Source organism: Kaistella flava (ex Peng et al. 2021) (genome assembly GCF_015191005.1).
Taxonomy (GTDB): Bacteria; Bacteroidota; Bacteroidia; order Flavobacteriales; family Weeksellaceae; genus Kaistella; species Kaistella flava.
Map to the genome: position 1 here is coordinate 406520 of NZ_CP040442.1, position 19926 is coordinate 426445.

General features: G+C 37.4%; 17 protein-coding genes. 9 read left to right on the forward strand and 8 right to left on the reverse strand.

The annotated features are described in order from the left end of the window. Nucleotides 1-21: 21 nt before the first annotated feature. The 5 genes from Q73A0000_RS01830 to Q73A0000_RS01850 form a co-directional block, all read right to left on the reverse strand. The gene (locus Q73A0000_RS01830) at nucleotides 22-1002 is read right to left on the reverse strand and encodes a dipeptidase (RefSeq protein WP_193812392.1); all 981 of its coding nucleotides are present in this window, start codon (nucleotides 1000-1002) and stop codon (nucleotides 22-24) included. 356 nt (nucleotides 1003-1358) lie between these two features. Further along, nucleotides 1359-1898, reverse strand: coding sequence for a MepB family protein (locus Q73A0000_RS01835; RefSeq protein ID WP_193812393.1), 540 nt, complete (start codon nucleotides 1896-1898; stop codon nucleotides 1359-1361). Between the two features lie 520 nt (nucleotides 1899-2418). Further along, on the reverse strand, nucleotides 2419-3393 hold the full coding sequence (locus tag Q73A0000_RS01840) for an NAD(P)H-quinone oxidoreductase (RefSeq protein WP_193812394.1): 975 nt from the start codon (nucleotides 3391-3393) through the stop codon (nucleotides 2419-2421). A gap of 264 nt (nucleotides 3394-3657) precedes the next feature. Further along, nucleotides 3658-4104, reverse strand: a complete 447-nt coding sequence (locus Q73A0000_RS01845; RefSeq protein WP_193812395.1) for a hypothetical protein — start codon at nucleotides 4102-4104, stop codon at nucleotides 3658-3660. Between the two features lie 141 nt (nucleotides 4105-4245). Next, on the reverse strand, nucleotides 4246-4971 hold the full coding sequence (locus tag Q73A0000_RS01850) for an endonuclease/exonuclease/phosphatase family protein (protein ID WP_193812396.1): 726 nt from the start codon (nucleotides 4969-4971) through the stop codon (nucleotides 4246-4248). A 260-nt stretch (nucleotides 4972-5231) separates the two neighbouring features. Between Q73A0000_RS01850 and mnmE the strand changes: the two genes are divergently transcribed. The 3 genes from mnmE to Q73A0000_RS01865 all read left to right on the forward strand — a co-directional run bounded on the left by mnmE (nucleotide 5232) and on the right by Q73A0000_RS01865 (nucleotide 10252). Then, nucleotides 5232-6635, forward strand: coding sequence for a tRNA uridine-5-carboxymethylaminomethyl(34) synthesis GTPase MnmE (gene mnmE / locus Q73A0000_RS01855; RefSeq protein WP_193812397.1), 1404 nt, complete (start codon nucleotides 5232-5234; stop codon nucleotides 6633-6635). Between the two features lie 164 nt (nucleotides 6636-6799). After that, on the forward strand, nucleotides 6800-8809 hold the full coding sequence (locus Q73A0000_RS01860; RefSeq protein WP_193812398.1) for a M13 family metallopeptidase: 2010 nt from the start codon (nucleotides 6800-6802) through the stop codon (nucleotides 8807-8809). Nucleotides 8810-9094: 285 nt separating this feature from the next. After that, nucleotides 9095-10252 (forward strand): lycopene cyclase family protein, encoded by a 1158-nt coding sequence (locus Q73A0000_RS01865; protein WP_193812399.1) that lies wholly within the window; start codon nucleotides 9095-9097, stop codon nucleotides 10250-10252. A gap of 293 nt (nucleotides 10253-10545) precedes the next feature. Here the strand turns inward: Q73A0000_RS01865 and Q73A0000_RS01870 are convergent, their stop codons facing one another. Beyond that, nucleotides 10546-10917, reverse strand: a complete 372-nt coding sequence (locus Q73A0000_RS01870) for a hypothetical protein (RefSeq protein WP_193812400.1) — start codon at nucleotides 10915-10917, stop codon at nucleotides 10546-10548. Between the two features lie 178 nt (nucleotides 10918-11095). Next, nucleotides 11096-11545 (reverse strand): VOC family protein, encoded by a 450-nt coding sequence (locus Q73A0000_RS01875; protein WP_244140783.1) that lies wholly within the window; start codon nucleotides 11543-11545, stop codon nucleotides 11096-11098. A gap of 556 nt (nucleotides 11546-12101) precedes the next feature. On the opposite strand from Q73A0000_RS01875, the gene Q73A0000_RS01880 reads away from it, so the two are divergent. Both Q73A0000_RS01880 and Q73A0000_RS01885 read left to right on the forward strand, forming a co-directional pair. Then, entirely contained in the window at nucleotides 12102-12599 is a 498-nt protein-coding gene (locus tag Q73A0000_RS01880) for a hypothetical protein (RefSeq protein ID WP_244140784.1), read from the forward strand. A 678-nt stretch (nucleotides 12600-13277) separates the two neighbouring features. After that, entirely contained in the window at nucleotides 13278-13535 is a 258-nt protein-coding gene (locus tag Q73A0000_RS01885; protein WP_193812403.1) for a helix-turn-helix domain-containing protein, read from the forward strand. Between the two features lie 80 nt (nucleotides 13536-13615). Here the strand turns inward: Q73A0000_RS01885 and Q73A0000_RS01890 are convergent, their stop codons facing one another. Beyond that, nucleotides 13616-14257 carry a DUF6266 family protein gene (locus tag Q73A0000_RS01890; RefSeq protein ID WP_193812404.1) on the reverse strand — a complete coding sequence of 214 codons (642 nt, stop codon included), beginning with the start codon at nucleotides 14255-14257 and terminating at the stop codon, nucleotides 13616-13618. A gap of 747 nt (nucleotides 14258-15004) precedes the next feature. Here Q73A0000_RS01890 and Q73A0000_RS01895 point away from each other — a divergent pair. The 4 genes from Q73A0000_RS01895 to Q73A0000_RS01910 all read left to right on the forward strand — a co-directional run bounded on the left by Q73A0000_RS01895 (nucleotide 15005) and on the right by Q73A0000_RS01910 (nucleotide 19884). After that, nucleotides 15005-15400, forward strand: a complete 396-nt coding sequence (locus tag Q73A0000_RS01895) for a septal ring lytic transglycosylase RlpA family protein (protein WP_193812405.1) — start codon at nucleotides 15005-15007, stop codon at nucleotides 15398-15400. Between the two features lie 502 nt (nucleotides 15401-15902). After that, the gene (locus tag Q73A0000_RS01900; RefSeq protein WP_193812406.1) at nucleotides 15903-18341 is read left to right on the forward strand and encodes a type I restriction-modification system subunit M; all 2439 of its coding nucleotides are present in this window, start codon (nucleotides 15903-15905) and stop codon (nucleotides 18339-18341) included. Nucleotides 18342-18352: 11 nt separating this feature from the next. After that, entirely contained in the window at nucleotides 18353-19540 is a 1188-nt protein-coding gene (locus Q73A0000_RS01905; RefSeq protein ID WP_193812407.1) for a restriction endonuclease subunit S, read from the forward strand. A 29-nt stretch (nucleotides 19541-19569) separates the two neighbouring features. Then, nucleotides 19570-19884, forward strand: a complete 315-nt coding sequence (locus Q73A0000_RS01910; RefSeq protein WP_193812408.1) for a hypothetical protein — start codon at nucleotides 19570-19572, stop codon at nucleotides 19882-19884. Nucleotides 19885-19926 lie beyond the last annotated feature (42 nt).

A 19926-nucleotide genomic window follows, 5' to 3' on the forward strand; every position in this document is an offset into this window, starting at 1 on the left:
TATTCAATCGCTTCTCACGAATTACTTCCAAATCCGTTCAATAAACTCCAAAGCATTCTGATTGCTTATTTTATTCGTTTGTTCAGCACCAAATTGCTGTTCCAAAACTTTATTAATCTCGGGATAACAACCAGCATTTTCATGTGCTGCAAAATAGAAAGGAATTCTGGATTTGTCTGGATTGTCTTTCGTATAGAAATAATCTGCACCATAACAGATTGCATTTTCTGCGCCCAAGCTAAGTCCATGCGCAACATGTTCTTCAAGTGCTTCGACCTTTTCTGGATTTACAAAAGCCCGCACAAAGTTGAGTCCTATTAAACCTTGTTTGTTAATGATTTCTTTCGCAACATCATCGGGTAAATTCCGTTTATGATCAAAAACCGGACGGTAATTGGAATGACTCGCGATAATCGGAACGTTGATATTTTCTTTCGAAATATAATTTAAAATGTCATACGCCAAACCATCACTCGTATGCGAAAAATCGATGGCGATGTTTCTATTATGCATATAATCGATTAACGCTTTTCCGTCATTTTTTAAGCCGGCAGTGGAGTAGTTGCCGCCACCAAATCTGTTTTCAGCATGATGTGTAAAACTGATATACAGAATTGATCCAACATTTTCAATAATCTTTTCTAAGTTTTCAAAACCTTCTTTCAAAGAAATATTCTCGTCACAGAAAGCGGAACCACTTTCTACGGAAGCCAACATTCCGATATTTTCATTGGTTTGAAAAGTGGCTAAATGTTGTTTTTCAAAACGGTATAATTCATTTTCTTCCGCATTTAAATTCTTGAAAATTTCGCTTTGCTTTAATCCATATTGATGACTGTTCGCTTCTACCGGCGCAAAAATGGCCATGATTTGTAACTTCACATTTGCTTCTTTCAAATAGGGAACTGCGCAACCAACATCTTCGGTATTGTAAATGCTGGAATTCGGTCGCGTGAGATAACTGAGTAGATCGCAGTGAAGATCGATTACAGGTTGATTCATAATTTTATTGTCTTTTATAAATACTGCTTTCCGTTTTTAGTGAAAAGTAGATTTGGTAATTTAATTTTACTAAAATACCACTTTTTAATGACCCTGGCTTTTTTTGTGATTCGAGAATTTTTTCACGTAAAGACGTAAAAAGGTTTCACGCAAAGGCGCAAAGGGTTTTTCGCAAAGGCGCAAAGGGTTTTTCGCAAAGACGCAAAGGTTTTAACGCAAAGGCGCAAAGGGTTTTACGCAAAGACGCAAATGTTTTAATGCAAAGACGAAATGGTTTAATGAAAAAGAAGATTCCGGAGGAATCATATCTCTGTAGATTTTGTTTCAATTGACATTGGAAGCGTTCCAGAGGAACGCTATCTTACTAATCCGTCGATTTGTTCCATCCTCAATAAATTCTTAGCTCGATTCAAATCAATTTGCTCGGTATCAGATAAATCTAAAAAATATTCAGTTTGCCAGACTTGGGTTTTCTGTGCCTGTTTGCTGGTCGTTTCATCCCAACTTGGATAAACTCTTATACCGCGTTTCCCGTCTCTTTTGTGATCGGATAAAACTTTATTTTCGTGCAAGACCTTTTTCGGAAATATGAAAATGCCGAAGTTTGTTGGAGTTTTTGTTGCAATTAGGTAAAGATTTAATTTGTCTGTGATATCAAAAGGTTCTGTAATTCCTTTCTCATTTCTTTTCCAAAGGGTTACAAATTGTCCTGTTTTTGTTGGAGTGATTTTGGCTTTTCGAAACAGGACTTTATATTCATTGAGTTGAAAAATTTGGGCAGCATATTCCTGGCTTTCTGATTCGGGTTGAATGTTTTTCAAACTAAAACTACACGGTTTAAAAACCAATTCATCAATTGATTCAAGGTCGGGAAATGGTGTTTTTTTTAAAGTCATACTATTTCTAGTGGAAGTTTTCTAACGAATTAAATTTCAATTTTCTTAACGACTCCGTTTCCTTAGGCATTAAAAGACGAGTATGTATAATATCAACCAATTTTGTCATTCAGAGCGTAACGGAGTGGAGTGTGGAATCTCAACAGTCCTTATCTTAAATAATTTTTTTATTCTTCATTCTTTTTTCTTGATAAAAAAGAACCAAAAAATCAAGACTGGAAACTCACCTAAAAATTAGAACTTGATCCTAAAATTTCCAAACTCGGGCGGAAACTTAATTGTTTCTTCGATTAAAAATTTTTGCCGCCACTCAAACACTGGAAGTTTGCCTCACCATTTATTTATTGTTTTATTTGAATCGGCGAACCTCCGTTGTCGGTTTCTTAACGAATTAATTTCCAATTTTTTTAACGGCTCCGTTTCCTAGGTCAGTAAAAATTAATTTTCATATTCACATATTCACATATTCACTTATTCACCCAGTCACCCATTCACCCATTTACTCATTCACATATCTCCGTTAATCCATCGTCAACAAAATCTTGCCGATATGTTCGCTGCTTTCCATTAATCGGTGTGCTTCGGCGGCTTCTGCGAGGGGGAAGGTTTTGTAGATTATGGGATAGATTTCTTTTGAATGAAACATTGGCCAGATATTTTTTTCGACGTCTTTGGCAATCTGGGTTTTTACGTCGGCGGTTTGGGGTTTTAGAAAACTTCCGGTGAGGGTGAGATTCTTGGCCATTATGGTGCGCAGATTAATATTGACATCCATGCTTTTCATTCCGTTGATGTAACAAAGGCGGCCTTTTTTATTGAGGATGTCGAGATTTTTTTGGGTGTAATCTCCGCCAACCATATCTAAAATAACATCAATTTTCTCGTCTTTAAGAACTTCTTCGAAAGCCTCTTTTTTGTAGTTGATGACTTTGTCAACGCCCATTTTTTGGAGGAAATCGACCTTATCTTCACTTCCGGCGGTGGTGTAGGTTTTGCAGCCCCACGCTTTTGCCATTTGCAAACCCATGGTTCCGATACCGCTGGTTCCGCCGTGGATCAATAATTTTTCACCCGGTTGTAGTTTGCCCAAATGAAAGACGTTGAACCAAACCGTAAAAACCGTTTCTGGAATTGCAGCAGCGTCGGTTAAACTGATTCCTTCGGGGATGGGAAGACAGTGAGAACTATCGACTGTCACATATTCGGCATAACCGCCGTCTGAAATCAATGCGCAGACTTTGTCGCCGACTTTTTTATCTTTTACTGCGGAACCGATTTCTGTTATTTCGCCGGAAACTTCTAAGCCGGGAATTAAAGTGGTAGGCGAACCTTTGCCGTAAGTGTCTGTGTTTTTTCGCGTGATAATATCACTGCGATTGACTCCGGCGGCTTTTACTTTAATAAGAACCTGGTTTTCTGTCGGTATTGGTTTTGGAGTTTCCTGTAATTGTAAAACTTCCGGTCCACCGGATTTTGTAATGTGGATTGCTTTCATTTAGTTAATTTTTTATATAGAGCAGTTGTGGGAGTTTTAAACCACAAAAGTCACAAAAGTTTTATTTTGCACTATACTGTTTAAAGTTAATAAAAAACTATTTTAAACGACATTAGTTTAAGAAAAATAATACTTTTAAAAGTGCACAAAAGTTCTGAAAATCAAAGATTTTCAACTTCGTGATTTAATAGAATGCAAGTTTATAATAGCTGTAATTGTTGTTTTAAAATTGATTCTGCATTTTAGTTAATGCCTTAGTTTTAATTAAGGAATCACTTTATATACTGTACTGTCATTATTTCCAAAAACTTCCTTTTGAATGCGTTTTGCTAAATCGACCGTTTCCGTGATATTCGTGTTTGTTTCAAGGCTTAAATACGGGATTCTATCCAGTTTTTCTGTTTCAAACTTGATATTGTGTTTCGAAGCAAATTCTTCTAATGGTTCTAAGTAAGGAAGCTGAATCTTTTTAAGTGCCCTAAACTCTAAATTAAAATTCTGGTCATTCCTGACAAAAAAGAGACTGTCGTATCCATTTGCAGTGATTCCAATAAAATTAAAGTCTGTTTTTCCTTCCAAAACCCTATTGAGTTCTTCAGCTAACTCTTCCAATTGAATTTGCTTTGCAGTAAATCGATCTCTGCGTTTTTCGGTGCCAGCATTTGTAGTTAACGTCTTGAAGACTTTGATAATGGATTTAAATATATTCATATTTTTATTTCAGGGATAAATTGAATTGTAAAACTTTAGGTCAGCCGGATTTTGTGATATGGATGGCTTTCATTGCTTTCTTTTTTTTGGGAGTACTAAAGATAGAATATTTTGAAATGATAAAGGATGAAGTATTTTAACTTAGCACTCATCCCCTAAATCAAAGTCAACTATCAAAGGGGTATGATCACTGTATTCTATCCAATTGTCGAAAGTACCTACTTCTACATTTTTTACTTTAGCATACATTTCGTTTGATGCAAAACAATAGTCAATATGATAAGGTTTTGTGAGATTACGTTGGAGAAAAAATGTCGGATTTTTTTCTTCTCCTTGTTTCTGTTCAAAATATTTGTGATAAACGCTGTAGATTTCTTTCCTCAATAAACTTTCGACAACTGTTGAATGATTTCCAACTCTATGTTTTTTATCCCAAATTTTATTGCTGTTGAAATCTCCAGTTAATATTAAATTTTTATTATTTAATAGATGTTCGTAATAGTTTACTGCTTTCCAAACTTGCTCGATGTATTGTCCTTGAGGATCTTTTCGGTTATTTGCCCAAATTGCAAAAAGTATAAAATCAGTTTTGCCATTGGTCACCAAAATCGGAGCGACTAATTTTATGTCTGTATTATGATTATCAGTGAGTTGAAACGTGAAGTCACTGTATGAAAATATTCCCAGTCCTTTATTTTTATTTTCGCCAAACCATAGAAAATCTTTTGGACGCTCAGTATTTGAATTAAAAATCAGTTTGTTTGGATGCTCGCATTCTTGAATAACTAAAATATCTGGTTCCCTTGCAAGAATGAACTCTGCTTTTTTTCTAAATGCTCCTTGACAATTCCAAGTAATTAATTTCATTTTTAGGATAATTCATTATCAGTTAACATTCAATATCAATCTCAAATATACAAAACACTTGTATAAAATAATCCTAAATATTTCCTAACCTCGAAAAGAAAAACTTTCCTTTATTCTAGCCCCGGTTGCAGCGGCATCCTTTTTTTTGGGAGGGAATTTTGCGGCTGGGAAAAAAGATATAGCGGAAAACGGGACGGGTCTTCGAAAGAGGCGAAATCTTGGTGCTCCTAAAAATAGGAATAATTCCGTAATTTTGCAGCATGAACGTGAATTTAAATCAAGATACAATCTGTGCAATCGCCACGGCAAACGGAGTTGGAGCTATTGGAATTATAAGAATTTCGGGTAACGAGGCTTTTAAAATTGCAGCCAAAATTTTTGAAGGTAAGAATCTGGAGGAGGTGAAAACGCACACCATTCATTATGGTTTTATAAAAGATGAAACGGAAGTGATTGATGAAGTGATGGTTTCGGTCTTTAAAGCGCCGAAAACCTTTACGGCAGAAGATTCTGTGGAAATTTCTTTTCATGGTTCGCCGCATATTGCGAAGAAAATTCTGGAAGTTTTGGTGAAGAATGGGGCGCGACTGGCGAAAGCTGGGGAATTTACGATGCGTGCTTTTATGAACGGCAGAATTGATCTGGCGCAGGCGGAATCGATTGCTGATCTGATTGCTTCGGAAAATGAGGCGTCGCGGAAAGTGGCTTTGAATCAGTTGAAAGGGGGAATTACGAATGAGATTTCAATCCTTAGAAATGACTTGCTGAATTTTACGTCGCTGATTGAACTGGAACTGGATTTCGGGGAAGAGGATGTGGAATTTGCGGACCGCACCGCCATGAATAAACTGCTGCTCAACCTGCGCCATAAACTGAGCGCTTTAATTGAGAGTTTCCAATATGGAAATGCGTTGAAAAATGGAGTGGAAGTCGCCATTATCGGGAAACCGAACGCCGGAAAATCGACGCTTTTGAACGCTTTGTTGAAAGAGGAAAGAGCCATTGTTTCTGAAATTGCGGGTACGACGCGCGATACGATTGAGGAAGTGATTCATTTGAAAGGAACGGCTTTTCGGTTTGTGGATACGGCGGGACTTCGGGAAACGACGGATATCATTGAGAAAATTGGCGTGACGAAAGCGAAGGAGAAAATTGCTTCGGCGAAAGTGCTGTTGTATCTCTACGATGAGCAGGATTCTACGACTGAAGAAGTGATTGCTTTTGTGAAGGAATTCCACCGCGAGGATTTGAAAATTGTGCTGGTTCATAATAAAGTGGATCTGACCAACGACGAAACGCCAAACGAATTTGACGCTACTTTAAACCTGGAATTGTTTCCGGATTACTGTGATGAATTGTTGAGGATTTCCGCGAAAGATCAAACAGGAATTGAAGCCGTGAAAACGGTTTTGATTGATTACGTTGAGAATTTGAAAGATCAGGAAAGTAATGTGATTATTACGAATCAAAGGCATTTTGATGCGTTGCAGAAATCGTTGCAATCTGTTCTTCAGGTGGAGGAAGCGGTGAGTTCCGGGATTCATACCGAATTGTTGGCGTATGAGTTGAGAAATGCATTGGAGCAGTTGGGTGAGATTTCCGGGGAGTTTACGAATGATGAAGTGTTGGGGAATATTTTTTCTAAGTTTTGTATTGGAAAGTAATACCAACTCAATATATAAAAAGCCTCCAGATCATCATGTTCTGGAGGTTTTATTTTGGTTGAATATCATTGCTGTTGCTATTTCTTATAAAAAATGAATATTTCAAACATAATTTACATATTTTTGATCATCTAAATAATTTTCTAATCGATATCATTCCAAATATGAAAAACATCCTAATCGTCCTCATTGCCCTATTTACATTTTCTGGAGTCAAAGCTCAGGACAAAAAACTGAATGATATCAATGGTTTCGATACCTCCATTAAACCTGGTGATAACTTTTTTATGTTCGTTAACAAGAAATGGTATGACGCCACACCCATCCCTTCCACGCAAGCTGGAGTTGGTGCCTATATGTTTATGAACTTTCCCCAAAGAATTCGGTTGCAGGGAATTTTGGAGAATGTTTCGCAGAGTAAGCAACCTGCGGGAAGTATCGAGCAAAAGGTCGGAGATTTTTATGCGTCCGGAATGGATACGATCACCATTGACAAACGAGGTTATGATCCGATCAAGCCCACTTTAAAACGTATTGAAGCCATTAAAGATATTTCCTCTTTAATGAAATTTGTTGCGAATGAAATTAAAGTCGGCAATGGCTCAATCATGTCTTTTGGAGTTGGACCCGATGATAAAAACAGCAGTATTAACATCGCTCACAGCTACCAAACAGGAATCGGATTGCCGGATCGGGATTATTATTTTAAAGCAGATGCACCAACCGTTGCCATTCAAAATGCCTACAAAACCTACCTTTCTACATTGTTTCAATTGACAGGTACTGATGCAGCAACTTCTAAAAAGGATGCGGAGCTTGTTTATAATATCGACCAACAAATTGCGGCTTCCCATAAAACAAGAGTTGAACGTCGGGATGTTCATGCGAATTATAATTTGATGGCCATCTCAGATTTAGAAAAAAGCCAACCCAATATTGGCTGGACTGCTTTTCTAAAAAACTTGGGTGCTCAAACGGATTCCATTGATGTGGCTCAACCTGCCTATTATGACCAATTGAATTCTCTCTTAAAAACCGTTCCTCTTAAAAACTGGAAATTGTACCTGAAAGCAAAAACCATTAGAAACTATGCGGGTGATTTAAGTAAACCTTTTGTAGATGCCAGCTTTAATTTTAATAAAGTGATTTCGGGACAGGCTGTTCAAAAAACGCGTGGAGAATTGATGGCCACTGCGGTTGATAATTATTTGGGTGAAGCCCTGGGACAATTGTATGTGAAGAAATATTTTTCGGAAGCAGCAAAGAAACGGATGGCGGTTTTAGTGGATAATGTACAAAAGGCTTATGCAGCAAGGATTGACAAACTGGACTGGATGAGTGATTTGACCAAAGTAAAAGCGAAAGAAAAGCTGTTTGCCATCACCAAGAAAATAGGATATCCGGATCAATGGAAAGATTACAGCAATGTGAAAATTTCAAGAGGTACTTTTTTTGAAAATTTGATGAATGCTTCTGAGGCCGAATTTCAACTTGAAATTGCAAAATTAGGCAAGCAAGTTGATAAGTCGGAATGGTTTACAACGGTTCCTACTGTTACTGCTTATAACAATCCGTCTGCCAATGAAATTGTGTTTCCGGCGGGAATTTTACAAGCTCCTTACTTTGATAATGAGGCCGATGATGCTTTGAATTATGGCGGCATTGGAATGGTGATTGGGCACGAATTAACGCATACTTTTGATGACCAAGGTGCGCAATATGATAAAGAAGGAAATGTGAAAGATTGGTGGACCAAGGATGATTACACGCAGTTTAAATCAAGAATACAGCAAGTAATCAACCAGTATGATCAATTTACTGTTTTAGATAATTTACCTATTAATGGCGCGATGACGGTGGGCGAGAATACAGCAGATATTGCTGGAATCGCAGTAGCTTATGATGCTTTTAAAATGACAAAAGAAGGACAAAGCGCTACAAAAATTGATGGTTTGACGCCAGATCAAAGATTCTTTCTTTCTGTTGCTAAAATATGGAGAGTGAAGATGAAGGATGAATTTTTACGTTTGTGGATCGAAACCAATCCGCATTCCCCACCAAGCTGGAGAGTTAATGGTCCACTCATGAACAGCACTCCCTTTTATAATGCATTTGAGGTGAAGGAAGGCAATGAAATGTTTTTACCGGAAAAGGATCGCATTACGATTTGGTAAATGTTGAGGGCAAGAGCAAAGTAGGATAAGTTTAAATATTTGTAAAGCTTTAATGTTTTTCTGAAGTAAATTTTAGAATTACTTGCAGATATTTAAAAGTTAGTTGCTTCCTTACAATTGCCATTTTCAATAGGTCCAAAACCGATCATTTTTAAGTGCTTTTTCAATTGAAGTAAACTAAACTTAAATAATATTTTTGAAATATTATTTTGCTGTTGTTTCGCAAAATAACTTAGCCTATATTGAACTTCTTTTTATAGCATTTTAAGATTACCTTACTGAAATATGACAGTTACCGACCTAAAATACGATTATATCATTGCCGGCTCTGGGTGTGCTGGGTTAAGTTTGCTCTACCGATTGCTCATCGATCCTGTTTTACAATCAAAAAAAATCCTGGTGATTGATCGCGTTCAGAAAAATGAAAATGATCGAACCTGGTGTTTTTGGGAGGAAGGGAAAGGTCTTTTTGAATCGGTGGTCACGCATGACTGGAAATCTTTAATTTTTAAAAATGAAGACTTTACGCGGCAATTTGATCTGGAAAAGTACCGCTACAAAATGATACAGGGAAAAGATTTTTATGAGTTCGTCCTTTCGTATGCGGCCAATTTTGAAAATGTAACCTTTAAAAATGAAAATATAAAAGGAATTACGTCAGACAGTCTTGAAGTAACTGTAGAAACGGAGGAGAATAGCTATAAATCTGAATATTTATTCAATTCGACCTCACTGTTTAATCCGAAAATTACCGAAGAAAATTCATTGCTTCAACATTTTACGGGTTGGGTCATTAAAACGAAAGAAGATACTTTCGATTCAAAGGTTGGGACGTTAATGGACTTTACTTTAGATCAAAAACATGGCGCAACCTTCATGTATGTTTTACCAACAAGCTCCACGGAAGCTTTGGTAGAATACACCTTATTCAGTAAAAGTGTTTTGCCAAAAGAAGACTATCAAACGGCGTTGACGCATTACATTGAAAATGATCTTCAAATCACTGATTACGAAATAACGCATACCGAGTTTGGTATCATACCAATGTCTCTGGCCAAGTTTGAGCGGAATAGCGATGCTTTTAGTCGCATCATCAACATTGGAACAGCGGGCGGTTACACCAAGGCAAGTAGTGGCTATACTTTTCAGTTTGTACAGAAAAACACGGCGCAAATTGTCAAAAATTTAGTACAACAGAAAAATCCTAATCCTGAAAAATCTTTTGATGACAAGCGGTATGAATGGTACGACCGCACTTTGCTGGAAGTTATTCTGTCTGGAAAGATGCAAGGAAAAGAAATTTTTTCACTGATGTTTTCAAAACGTTCGCCCGAACATATTTTAAAATTTCTGGGGAATGAAAGTACAATTTGGGATGATTTGAAAATTGTTACCGCACTACCAATTGGACCGTTTATGAGGGCTGGCTTGAAGCAATTGTAAAGATGATGGAATTGTTTTTTTTTGCCACTTCTAAATTTATTATCAATCTATAAGAAATCATCTATTTTGATACTATATTGTTGTTTATGAGTAACTGATTAATAGATTGTTATGGTTGTTCGTGTCGGCAAATGAAATACCGAGTAAAATAGTTTGTATTTATCTTAATTAAAATAAATTCATTTACTAAGACTATAAATATGTTTTAAATAAACTCCATTCTTGCCAGTGAAAAACGGCTCCAAAGTCAGGAGACTTTGGAGCGTTAGGTCCACTATTTTTTTAGAGATTTATTAATGGTGTCTTATGCCTCTTTGATGGTGCTGAACTTTTTGAACCGGTGCATTATAATTATTAGCGGGTGTAATATCGTTCAGGGCGATGTTTCCATGCTCCGTAATAAATTTATCCTTTGTTTTTTCATGATGAAATTCCTGATTGGGTGACTTATGTTCAGCTTTACGATAGGTATTTCTATCTGAAGCATCTTGCTGTTCTTTGTTTTTCTTGTTCCTTAAAACAGTCAGTGCAAGCACTCCTGCTGCAGTTGCTGTGAAGCCGACGGCTATTTTTACTAGTGTGTTCATATGCTGTAATTTAGGTTGTAAGGACACAAAATACTTGCCAACAAGTTCCAGGCCGGCATAAAAAATATTAATTTTCACCAGTTTTAAGAAATTTAATAGCACTAAACGACTAAAAAATAATGAATTATAAAGACGAATAGTTCTGTTTTATCGACCGTTCAAAGAGAGATTACGCGTGATGAAATAACGATACAGATAAATAAATTCTGTTAGCGCAATACAAGACCACTTAAGTTTTTATCATATAATTGAATGTTCACCTTTCAATTTCCCTCAATAAATCATCAATATCAAGTGCATTGGTAAACATATCTAAAGAGCCATCTATTTTCGTAGGCCAAAGTTCTTTAGGTCTGTCCCAGTACAATTCGACCCCATTGCCATCAGGATCATCAAGGTATAATGCTTCCGAAACTCCGTGATCGCTTGCACCTGTTAAAGGATAATGTGATTTTTGAATTCGATTATAAATTAAAGCGAGATCTTTTCTGGTCGGATATACAATTGCGGTGTGATACAAACCTACACTATGAATAGGCGCCGGTGGTAAATCTTTGCTATGCCACGTATTTAAACCGATATGATGATGATAGCCACCAGCAGATATAAAAGCTGCTTGACTGCCAAACCTCATCGTTACCTCAAAACCCAATAAATCACGATAAAACGCAAGAGAGCGTTCGAGATCGGCTACTTTAAGATGCACATGTCCAATGCGTGTTTGTGCAGGAATTTTGTAATTTTCATTCATCTTTTTCAGAGTTGATTATATAAAGTTACTGTTTTTTCTTTTTGTCCCCGTTGGATTTTGGATTATTTATGGGTGATGGGTGATGGATGATGGGTGATGGATGATGGATGATGGGTGAAGGGGTCTTGAGAAAAGTGTATAGGTTAAGCCCTAAAACCTGGTAACTATACGGTATTGAGTTGAGGTATTTGAGTGATCATCTTCTATAGCCAGTTTAGCATTCTGAAGTCAGATCATTATGATTTTTTTTGGTAGATTTCACAGTACCCTTTTCATGAACTCCTCATGAACTATCCATGCTTTATCCATGAAGTATCTATGGAGCATCCATGAAGCGTCCGTTAAGGTGAATTTTGGGCGACCCACATCGAATTGAAGATATGAATTGTTGAATAAATTCGATGATGCCTATTTTTTCTAAAATGATTTTTAATAACTATTTTTACAAAAAGGGAATACTGATCAATCACGAGAAAGAGTTTTCATGGGTTCTCTATTTCAACTATTTCTTATGACGCCAAAACAGATCGAAAGGATACAAATTAAAATTGGAAAAATTAAAAAGGAACTTGCTGCCGATAAAAAAAGATGGGGTGGGTTTTATGATGACAGTAAAGGTCTGAGGTATCTCCCACCTGAGCTTTACCTGAAAATCCAGGATTATTCTGGTGCTTTGAGGTATTTCAATTGGTTTAATAAAAACTTCCCTGAGGATTGTGGATTTCCTATCTTTCTGTTGGAGTGGACGATCACCCTCTTTAAAAAAGGAAAGGTTGAAAATGCAGAAGATAAAATTATAGAGGTCGACGATGCAGATGGCCATCTCATCTCTGCTTTTCTAGAGATTGAGAGCGATTTTCAGGCTGATTCTGAATCTTCAACCTGGCAAACATCTTCTATTGCAGAATACCTTCTTTATTCGAAAAATGATGTTGAGCTCCTGGATTTTGCAGAGTGGCTCACCGCTTTTGTACAAACGGAAAAATATACTGCTTCCCATGGCAGATGACGCCATGTTGGGGTTGAAAATGTAAGAATCACACTTCCCACACTTCCGAGAAATGAATATCATAGATCATTATAAAAAGAATAAAGCGCTGCTACTTTTTTTAAAGAAATCCAAAGCAGACGCTGATGGTTCTTCCTAACAAACCAATCAGCGGTAACTAGTACTATTATTTGAAAGAAAAGGAAAAGACTCTAAGAAATCATGATCCACCAAATCTATAATAGAACTGTTTGATCGTTAAGACGACCACACGAAAGGATTCGTGCGACGGGAGCGACACGGATTACAAATCCGCGACATCGGCTGTGGTGTATTTCAGAAAACGTACCAATCGAGCTCTGTATTTATAGTGTTTGATATTAATTAGTTGATTAACAACTTGTTGTATTGTGTTGTTTTGTAAAAAAGACGGTATTTTGGCTTTTTAGATCAGAAACATCACGGAAGTCACTCAAAATGAAAGGTCTGTGTGATTGTGGAAAACTTTTACCGCTAAAGTGCTGTCTTTTAACAATTTGTCACAATATTCTATTCCTTTATCTTTGATTGTGCTGCAAAATGATCGGATTGTATCAAAAGTTTAGTCGCAAAATACTGATAATGTGTTATTTATAAAGTTTCCATTATTTTAGAGTCAAAAGCAGCAGGTAGCCAACGTAGAATTAGTGTATTTCAAATATGAATGAACGGAATAAGAAAGAAAACCGACCCTCTTTTAGAAAAAAGCCGGAGCAAACGCCGACTGGAAGACAAGCCGGTGAAAAAAAGTTTTATGACAATGCCGATATGATGCAGTTGTTTAATGTGACTTCCAGAACTTTGCAACGATGGCGAGATGACAAACTCGTTCCCTTTAAAAAGCTGGGTGGCAAAATCTACTATCTCGCTCATAAAGTCGATGATCTGATGGAAGCAGAGGACGAGAATGCCGATTAGGAGGCCCATTTAAAGAAAAATAAAGACCGCAGAATCAACTGATTCCGCGGTCTTTTGCATGAGGTGCTCGCTACCGTTTCCTACTGTACCACCACCGTGCTCAGGTACAGCGAGTTGCACGCCGCATCCTGTTCTACCGTCTGGAAGAAGGCATAGACATACACCGTTTTACCTGCCCATCCTTCTGGCAGTACCACCGAAGCAGTTCCGCCATCGCGTTGTTCCGGTCCTTCCATGATCGCAAACTCCGCCGCTTCCTCCTCGTAAATTGCCGTACAGAAAATATCTGTAGCCTTGGCGAGCATCTGGGCGCTGTTGTCCACCCAGGTGAAGTTCAGAGTTTGATCTGCAGCCGCTGTTACAGCAAGATTCTGAAATCCGGTGAGAGTCCCTTTCGTCACAATGACTTTTTCCATCATCAGGATGGCTTGGTCATTTTCGTACGCGACCACTTCGCGCAGCAGATAACTTGCTGCGAGATTCACCCTCGATTTTACGCCGGCATTTTCGCCGTAAAGGCGGCTTTGCATAGCGCGCAACGAGTTTTGAAATTTAATCGCCAGAGCAAACTTTGCCCGCTGCATGATTTGCAACGGCGTGGGTTTGCCGCCTGAAGATTTCGGACGGCTTCTGATGACGTCCATTCCGCGCCACGTGGCGCCTACTACCGTACCTACGGTTCCGCTGAATCCTCCCAGGATTCCTTTTTTAATTGTTCCCATAATTATATAAATTTTAATTATTGAGACAAATATAGATTAAGAAACAATACGACGCAAGTGTTTGATAGTCAATGACTTATATTTGCGCTAACTTGCTTTTATTCTCATTTCTTTTCCTTGAATTTCTTGATATTTCCTCTGAAAACAGGCGGTTTCGTTCCTTGTCTTTGTCTTGCTGTTTTTGGCCTCAGATTGCACCGATTGCCCACAACTTTCTGCCGGCGTCCTGGCAAGTCGATCATTGTCTTTACCTGTCTTAGACTATCCGCTCATTTCCATTAAAGGGTTTAAATATCCGCCAATGTCACTCTTTGTCCGCTAAAGTCTGTTACAAAAAAAGTTTTGGTTCGGAATTCTTGCCAACCTCTTGCCGACTGTTTCCGAAAAACGAGGTTTTTGGAAAGAAATGTCGAAGGAGAGTGGGAGGAGGTTGCTCGGATTTATAGCAACAACGCCACCGATAAATCGCCGTGCAACAGCAGTGATCTCGGCTTGCTCACTATCCTTTAACACGAAACCGTACTTGCGAAAGTGGCGTTTTTTTTATGGATAACCAGCATTATCAAAGGTTTAAATAAAAACTTTGAGAAATTAAAAGCGTATTTCAGAAGAAGGTTGATCATCAAAAAACAATAGATCAATCAACTTTGTCAAAGTTCTTTCTTCCTGAATTTTAAAAAAGTATTTTTGCAAACTTTAAGACGATAATAGAAATTTCATCTTCACATCTGCCTGAAACAAAGAAAAATGATAAAAACCTCTGCACTCAACAAATCCGTCAATCTCTTATTTGTAGCCCTCTTGAGTATCGCCTTATATTCCTGTTCCGCAAACAGAGGCAACGCCAACGCTTCCTATCAATCTACCACCGTTTCTTATTACGCAAAAAAATATAATGGTAAAAAAACGGCCAGCGGAGAGGTTTACAGGCCTACTAAAATGACCGCCGCCCACAAAACATTGTCTTTCGGCACCAAAGTGGAAATCATCAATATCGAAAATTCAAAAAAAGTAATTGTTACGATCAATGACCGGGGTCCACTAAAAGCAGGCAGGGCATTCGATCTTAGTCAGGGTGCATTCAAAAAAATAGGGAATCTGAACGATGGTATTCTAAAGGTGAAGTATAAAGTACGTAAGTAAAGGTTAGATTTTAACAAAGTTGAAATAGCTTGTTACTTGTGATCATTACTTGTCTTTAAAATGGAATTCTACTTGCGAAAGTGGAGTTTTTTTGTGGAAGTATTATTGGCCTGTTTGGCTATCGAGAAATAAATAGAAGTCACTGTTAATACTACGACGTATTTTGGCATTGTTGCTCTTTACCTTTACTTCAAACTAAGAATCTAAAATCAGCCATATTTTACCTTCTGACAAATATTGTTTTTTCGCAAAACCTGAACTGTCTGATGAAATAAGATGGAGTTATGAACTCGTGTAAACTATACAAAATGGAAAGGAAGTCAACCTCATAATTGAACTCAATTTTGAACTTTTTTTACAATTATTATTCAGTAAGAACTTCGCAAAAGTTGCTCTCTTCAATTGTACAATATTGTATCATTTTTAACCGCAATCATATCTTAATTTTTCTTAAATTTCAACTTCTATAAAAAATTATACGAACTCAATTTTCACTTTTTAAATGGCCATTAAAAAAACAGAACTATACCGCTCACTTTGGGCGAGTTGTGACGAATTACGAGGCGGAATGGACGCCTCTCAATATAAAGATTATGTACTCACGATGTTATTCGTAAAGTATATTTCAGACAAAGCGAAATCAGATCAGGATTTTGCCATCGAAATTCCAGAAGGTGCCTTCTTTGAGGATATGGTGAACCTGATCGGCAATACCGAGATTGGTGATAAAATCAATAAGCAGGTTTTGAATCCGATTAAAGAAGCCAATGGTCTGAATGATTTCCCCGACTTTAATGACGAAAGCAAATTAGGCAAAGGAAAAGATCTGGTAGAAACCGTTTCTAATCTGGTCAGAATCTTTAATGATAACAGTTTAGATTTTTCTAAAAACTCCGCGGAAGGCGATGATATTCTGGGCGATGCTTATGAATATTTGATGCGACCTTTTGCGACAGAATCAGGAAAATCCAAAGGTCAATTTTATACGCCTGCCGAAGTTTCAAGGATTTTAGCAAAAGTTATTGGGATTACTTTTAATAATGCTACTACGCAAACTACGGCTTATGATCCGACCTGTGGATCGGGATCGTTATTGTTGAAAGTGGCGAACGAAGCCGGAAAAGCCATTACGCTTTACGGTCAGGAAAAAGAAACCACCACCGCCAACTTAGCGCACATGAACATGATTTTGCATGGTGCGGAAACAGCAGAAATTGTTGCCGATAATACGTTGACAAGACCCGCGTACAAAGAAGCCGATGGCAGTTTGAAACGTTTTGATTACGTGGTTGCCAATCCGCCTTTTTCTTTGAAGAGTTGGAGCAATGGCGTGAATATCGAAAGTGATGAATACGACCGATTTACTTTAGGCGTTCCTCCCGAGAAGAATGGAGATTATGCTTTTCTACTGCATATTTTACAATCGATGAAAGCCAATGGAAAAGCCGCAGTAGTTTTGCCACATGGCGTTTTGTTCCGTGGAAATGCAGAAGGTGAAATCCGTAAAAACATTTTAAAGAAAGGTTATATCAAAGGGATTATCGGTTTGCCGGCGAATTTATTTTACGGTACGGGAATTCCGGCCTGTATAATTGTGCTCGACAAAGAAAATGCAGAACATCGTAAAGGAATTTTCATGATGGATGCCAGCAAAGGTTTCCTGAAAGATGGGAACAAAAACCGTTTGCGTGAACAGGATTTGCGTAAGATTACCGATGTCTTTACCCAAATGCAGGAAGTTCCCAAATACAGCCGCATGGTTCCGATGAGCGAAATCGCCGATGCTAAAAACGATTACAATTTAAATATTCCGCGATATATCGATATGCAGGAAAGTGAAGATATTCAGGATTTATTGGCGCATTTGCAAGGTGGCATTCCGGTGCGTGATCTGGAAGCGATGCAAACGTACTGGAACGCTTATCCGAAACTAAAACATGATTTATTCTCGCCGTTGCGGGAAGGTTATGTGAAACTGAATGTTGCAGTTGCCGATATTAAAAGCACTATTTATAATCATCCAGAATTCAAGGCATTTAATGCAACTTTAGACCAAACCTATCACGATTGGTTAGACGGTCAAATGAAAATTTGGGAAACCTTGGCGGAACATTCCAACGGTAAAGATATGATTGCCCAAATGAGCGAAAGTCTGCTCAAAGCCTTTGAAAATAATACTTTGGTGAATGGTTACGATTTATACCAATACGCGATGACCTATTGGCAGGAAACCATGCAGGATGATGTGTATTCGGTTTCTTTGGACGGCTGGAAAGCCGGCAATGAATGGGAACGAACCATCATTAAAGGAAAGAAAGGCAAAGATGGCAAACCCGGAAAAGATAAAGAAGTGGCAGGATTAGCTGGCGTGGAAGGACGAATGATTTCGCCGGAATTGATGGTCGAAGTTTATTTTAAAGAACTAAATGATAAACTAAATGACCTTGAAAATCAATACAACTTAACCCAAGAAGCTTTAAAAGAAATTGAAGATGAGAATCAAGATGACGATTCGATCTTTGCAGAATTAGATAAAATTAATCTAAAGAATGCTAAAGTTTTATATAAAGACAGGAAGGCAGTAAAAGCGCCAAAAGAAGAACTGAGTTATATTAAAAGCTATATTGATTCTCAAGAAGCATTAGCCGGAATAGGAAAATTAATTAAAATTGCTAAAGATAACATTGAAGCAAAAATTGTTGAGAAATATCCTAAACTGACCGAAGCCGATATTAAAGATCTGGTTTTGAATCACAAATGGAAAGCGCATCTCTTAACGACTTTGCACCAGGAACAGGATAAAATCTCGCAGGGTTTAACCCAAAGAATTAATGCTTTGGCAGAACGCTATGCGACGACTTTGGCAAGTTCGCAAACGGAATTGGCAGCAGCCGAAACCAAAGTGATGGCGCATTTAGAAAAAATGGGATTGGTATGGTAAAGGAAAGGAAAATGAAGCAGACGGAGATTGGTTTGATTCCGGAGGATTGGAACGTTATTAAACTTGGAGATTACTCTAAACTAAAAAATGGCTTTGCATTTAAAAGTGAATATTTTTCTGATAAAGGTCCAATCGTTGTAACTCCAGGGAACTTTAAATTGGAAGGAGGATTAAAATTTGAATCAAACAAAACGATAAGATATAAAGGTCCAGTTGATGATTTCATGAAGTTTTCAAATGGTGATTTAATAATGGTAATGACTGATTTAACGCCAGATTGCAATTTGTTAGGCAAATCTGGGATAGTTAATACTGATGAAGTTTTACTGCACAATCAAAGGATTGGAAAACTTATTTTGAAGAAAGATTTAAATTCATTGTACTTAAGTTATTTTTTGAATTCCAGTATGTTTTCAAATAGAATGAAAAATACTGCAACTGGTTCAACTGTTAGACATACTTCAAGTCCCACAATTAAAAATACTTATTTATCACTTCCACCACTCGCCGAACAAGAAGCCATTGCAACAGCCTTAAGTAATTGCGATTCCTGGATTGACAGCATCGAAGAAGTTCTAGCCAAAAAACGCCTCATCAAACAAGGTGCGATACAGGAATTGTTGACGCCGAGAGAGGATTGGGAAGTGAAAAAGTTGGGGGAAATAATCAATTTTAAAAATGGTGCTGCTCACGAAAACGTTGTTGATGAAAATGGTGATTATGTAATTGTCAACTCAAAATTTATTTCGCAAGAAGGTAGAGTCAGAAAGTATTCAAACGCCTTTTTGTGTCCTTTATATAAAAATGAAATTGTAATGGTAATGAGTGATATCCCTAATGGGAAAGCACTTGCCAAATGTTTTATTATTGACCATAACAATACTTATACTTTAAATCAAAGAATTTGTGCTTTTGAAGCAAAAGATAATTTTAATCCAAAGTTTCTATTTTATAAAATAAATAGAAATGATTATTTCTTATCGTTTGATAGTGGAAGTGGACAAACCAATTTGAGAAGAGATGAAGTTCTAAATTGTCCAATTGATTTCCCATCCCTTTCGGAGCAAATGCGTATCGCCACGATCTTATCGGATATGGATGTAGAAATCGAAGTGCTGGAAGAAAAACTGCACAAGGCCCGCCAAATCAAGCAAGGCATGATGCAGGAACTGCTGACGGGGAGAGTGAGGTTGGTGTAACTATTAAAAATTAAAAAAACAATAAAACTATGCAAAGAGAAGAATTTAAAAATTGGCTTGTAAATGATTATAAAAATGGCGAGGGAATGAGCGAGGGCTCTGCTGATAATAGAATTAGTAATGCCCAAAAAGTCGAAAATATTTTTGGTGATTTTGATGAGCTTTATGATCAAAATAGATTAGAAGATATTCTTGATTTATTAAAATATTCTGTAGATGACGAAACATCATGCAAGGAACTTCCTAAAGGTTTACAAATAGATGGAAATAAATATGATGGTATGGCTACGCTTAGACAGGCAGTCAAGAGATATCTTGAATTCAAAAAGTTTAAAAGCAAATGAACTACAGATTATATCAATCCTACAGCAACAATTAATAAATTC

What these genes read in the sequence shown, in the direction of transcription:
- Q73A0000_RS01830 (WP_193812392.1), bottom strand. Translation starts at nt 1,002, where the DNA reads ATGAATCAACCTGTAATCGATCTTCACTGCGATCTACTCAGTTATCTC.
- Q73A0000_RS01835 (WP_193812393.1), bottom strand. Translation starts at nt 1,898, where the DNA reads ATGACTTTAAAAAAAACACCATTTCCCGACCTTGAATCAATTGATGAA.
- Q73A0000_RS01840 (WP_193812394.1), bottom strand. Translation starts at nt 3,393, where the DNA reads ATGAAAGCAATCCACATTACAAAATCCGGTGGACCGGAAGTTTTACAA.
- Q73A0000_RS01845 (WP_193812395.1), bottom strand. Translation starts at nt 4,104, where the DNA reads ATGAATATATTTAAATCCATTATCAAAGTCTTCAAGACGTTAACTACA.
- Q73A0000_RS01850 (WP_193812396.1), bottom strand. Translation starts at nt 4,971, where the DNA reads ATGAAATTAATTACTTGGAATTGTCAAGGAGCATTTAGAAAAAAAGCA.
- mnmE (WP_193812397.1), top strand. Translation starts at nt 5,232, where the DNA reads ATGAACGTGAATTTAAATCAAGATACAATCTGTGCAATCGCCACGGCA.
- Q73A0000_RS01860 (WP_193812398.1), top strand. Translation starts at nt 6,800, where the DNA reads ATGAAAAACATCCTAATCGTCCTCATTGCCCTATTTACATTTTCTGGA.
- Q73A0000_RS01865 (WP_193812399.1), top strand. Translation starts at nt 9,095, where the DNA reads ATGACAGTTACCGACCTAAAATACGATTATATCATTGCCGGCTCTGGG.
- Q73A0000_RS01880 (WP_244140784.1), top strand. Translation starts at nt 12,102, where the DNA reads ATGACGCCAAAACAGATCGAAAGGATACAAATTAAAATTGGAAAAATT.
- Q73A0000_RS01885 (WP_193812403.1), top strand. Translation starts at nt 13,278, where the DNA reads ATGAATGAACGGAATAAGAAAGAAAACCGACCCTCTTTTAGAAAAAAG.
- Q73A0000_RS01890 (WP_193812404.1), bottom strand. Translation starts at nt 14,257, where the DNA reads ATGGGAACAATTAAAAAAGGAATCCTGGGAGGATTCAGCGGAACCGTA.
- Q73A0000_RS01895 (WP_193812405.1), top strand. Translation starts at nt 15,005, where the DNA reads ATGATAAAAACCTCTGCACTCAACAAATCCGTCAATCTCTTATTTGTA.
- Q73A0000_RS01900 (WP_193812406.1), top strand. Translation starts at nt 15,903, where the DNA reads ATGGCCATTAAAAAAACAGAACTATACCGCTCACTTTGGGCGAGTTGT.
- Q73A0000_RS01905 (WP_193812407.1), top strand. Translation starts at nt 18,353, where the DNA reads ATGAAGCAGACGGAGATTGGTTTGATTCCGGAGGATTGGAACGTTATT.
- Q73A0000_RS01910 (WP_193812408.1), top strand. Translation starts at nt 19,570, where the DNA reads ATGCAAAGAGAAGAATTTAAAAATTGGCTTGTAAATGATTATAAAAAT.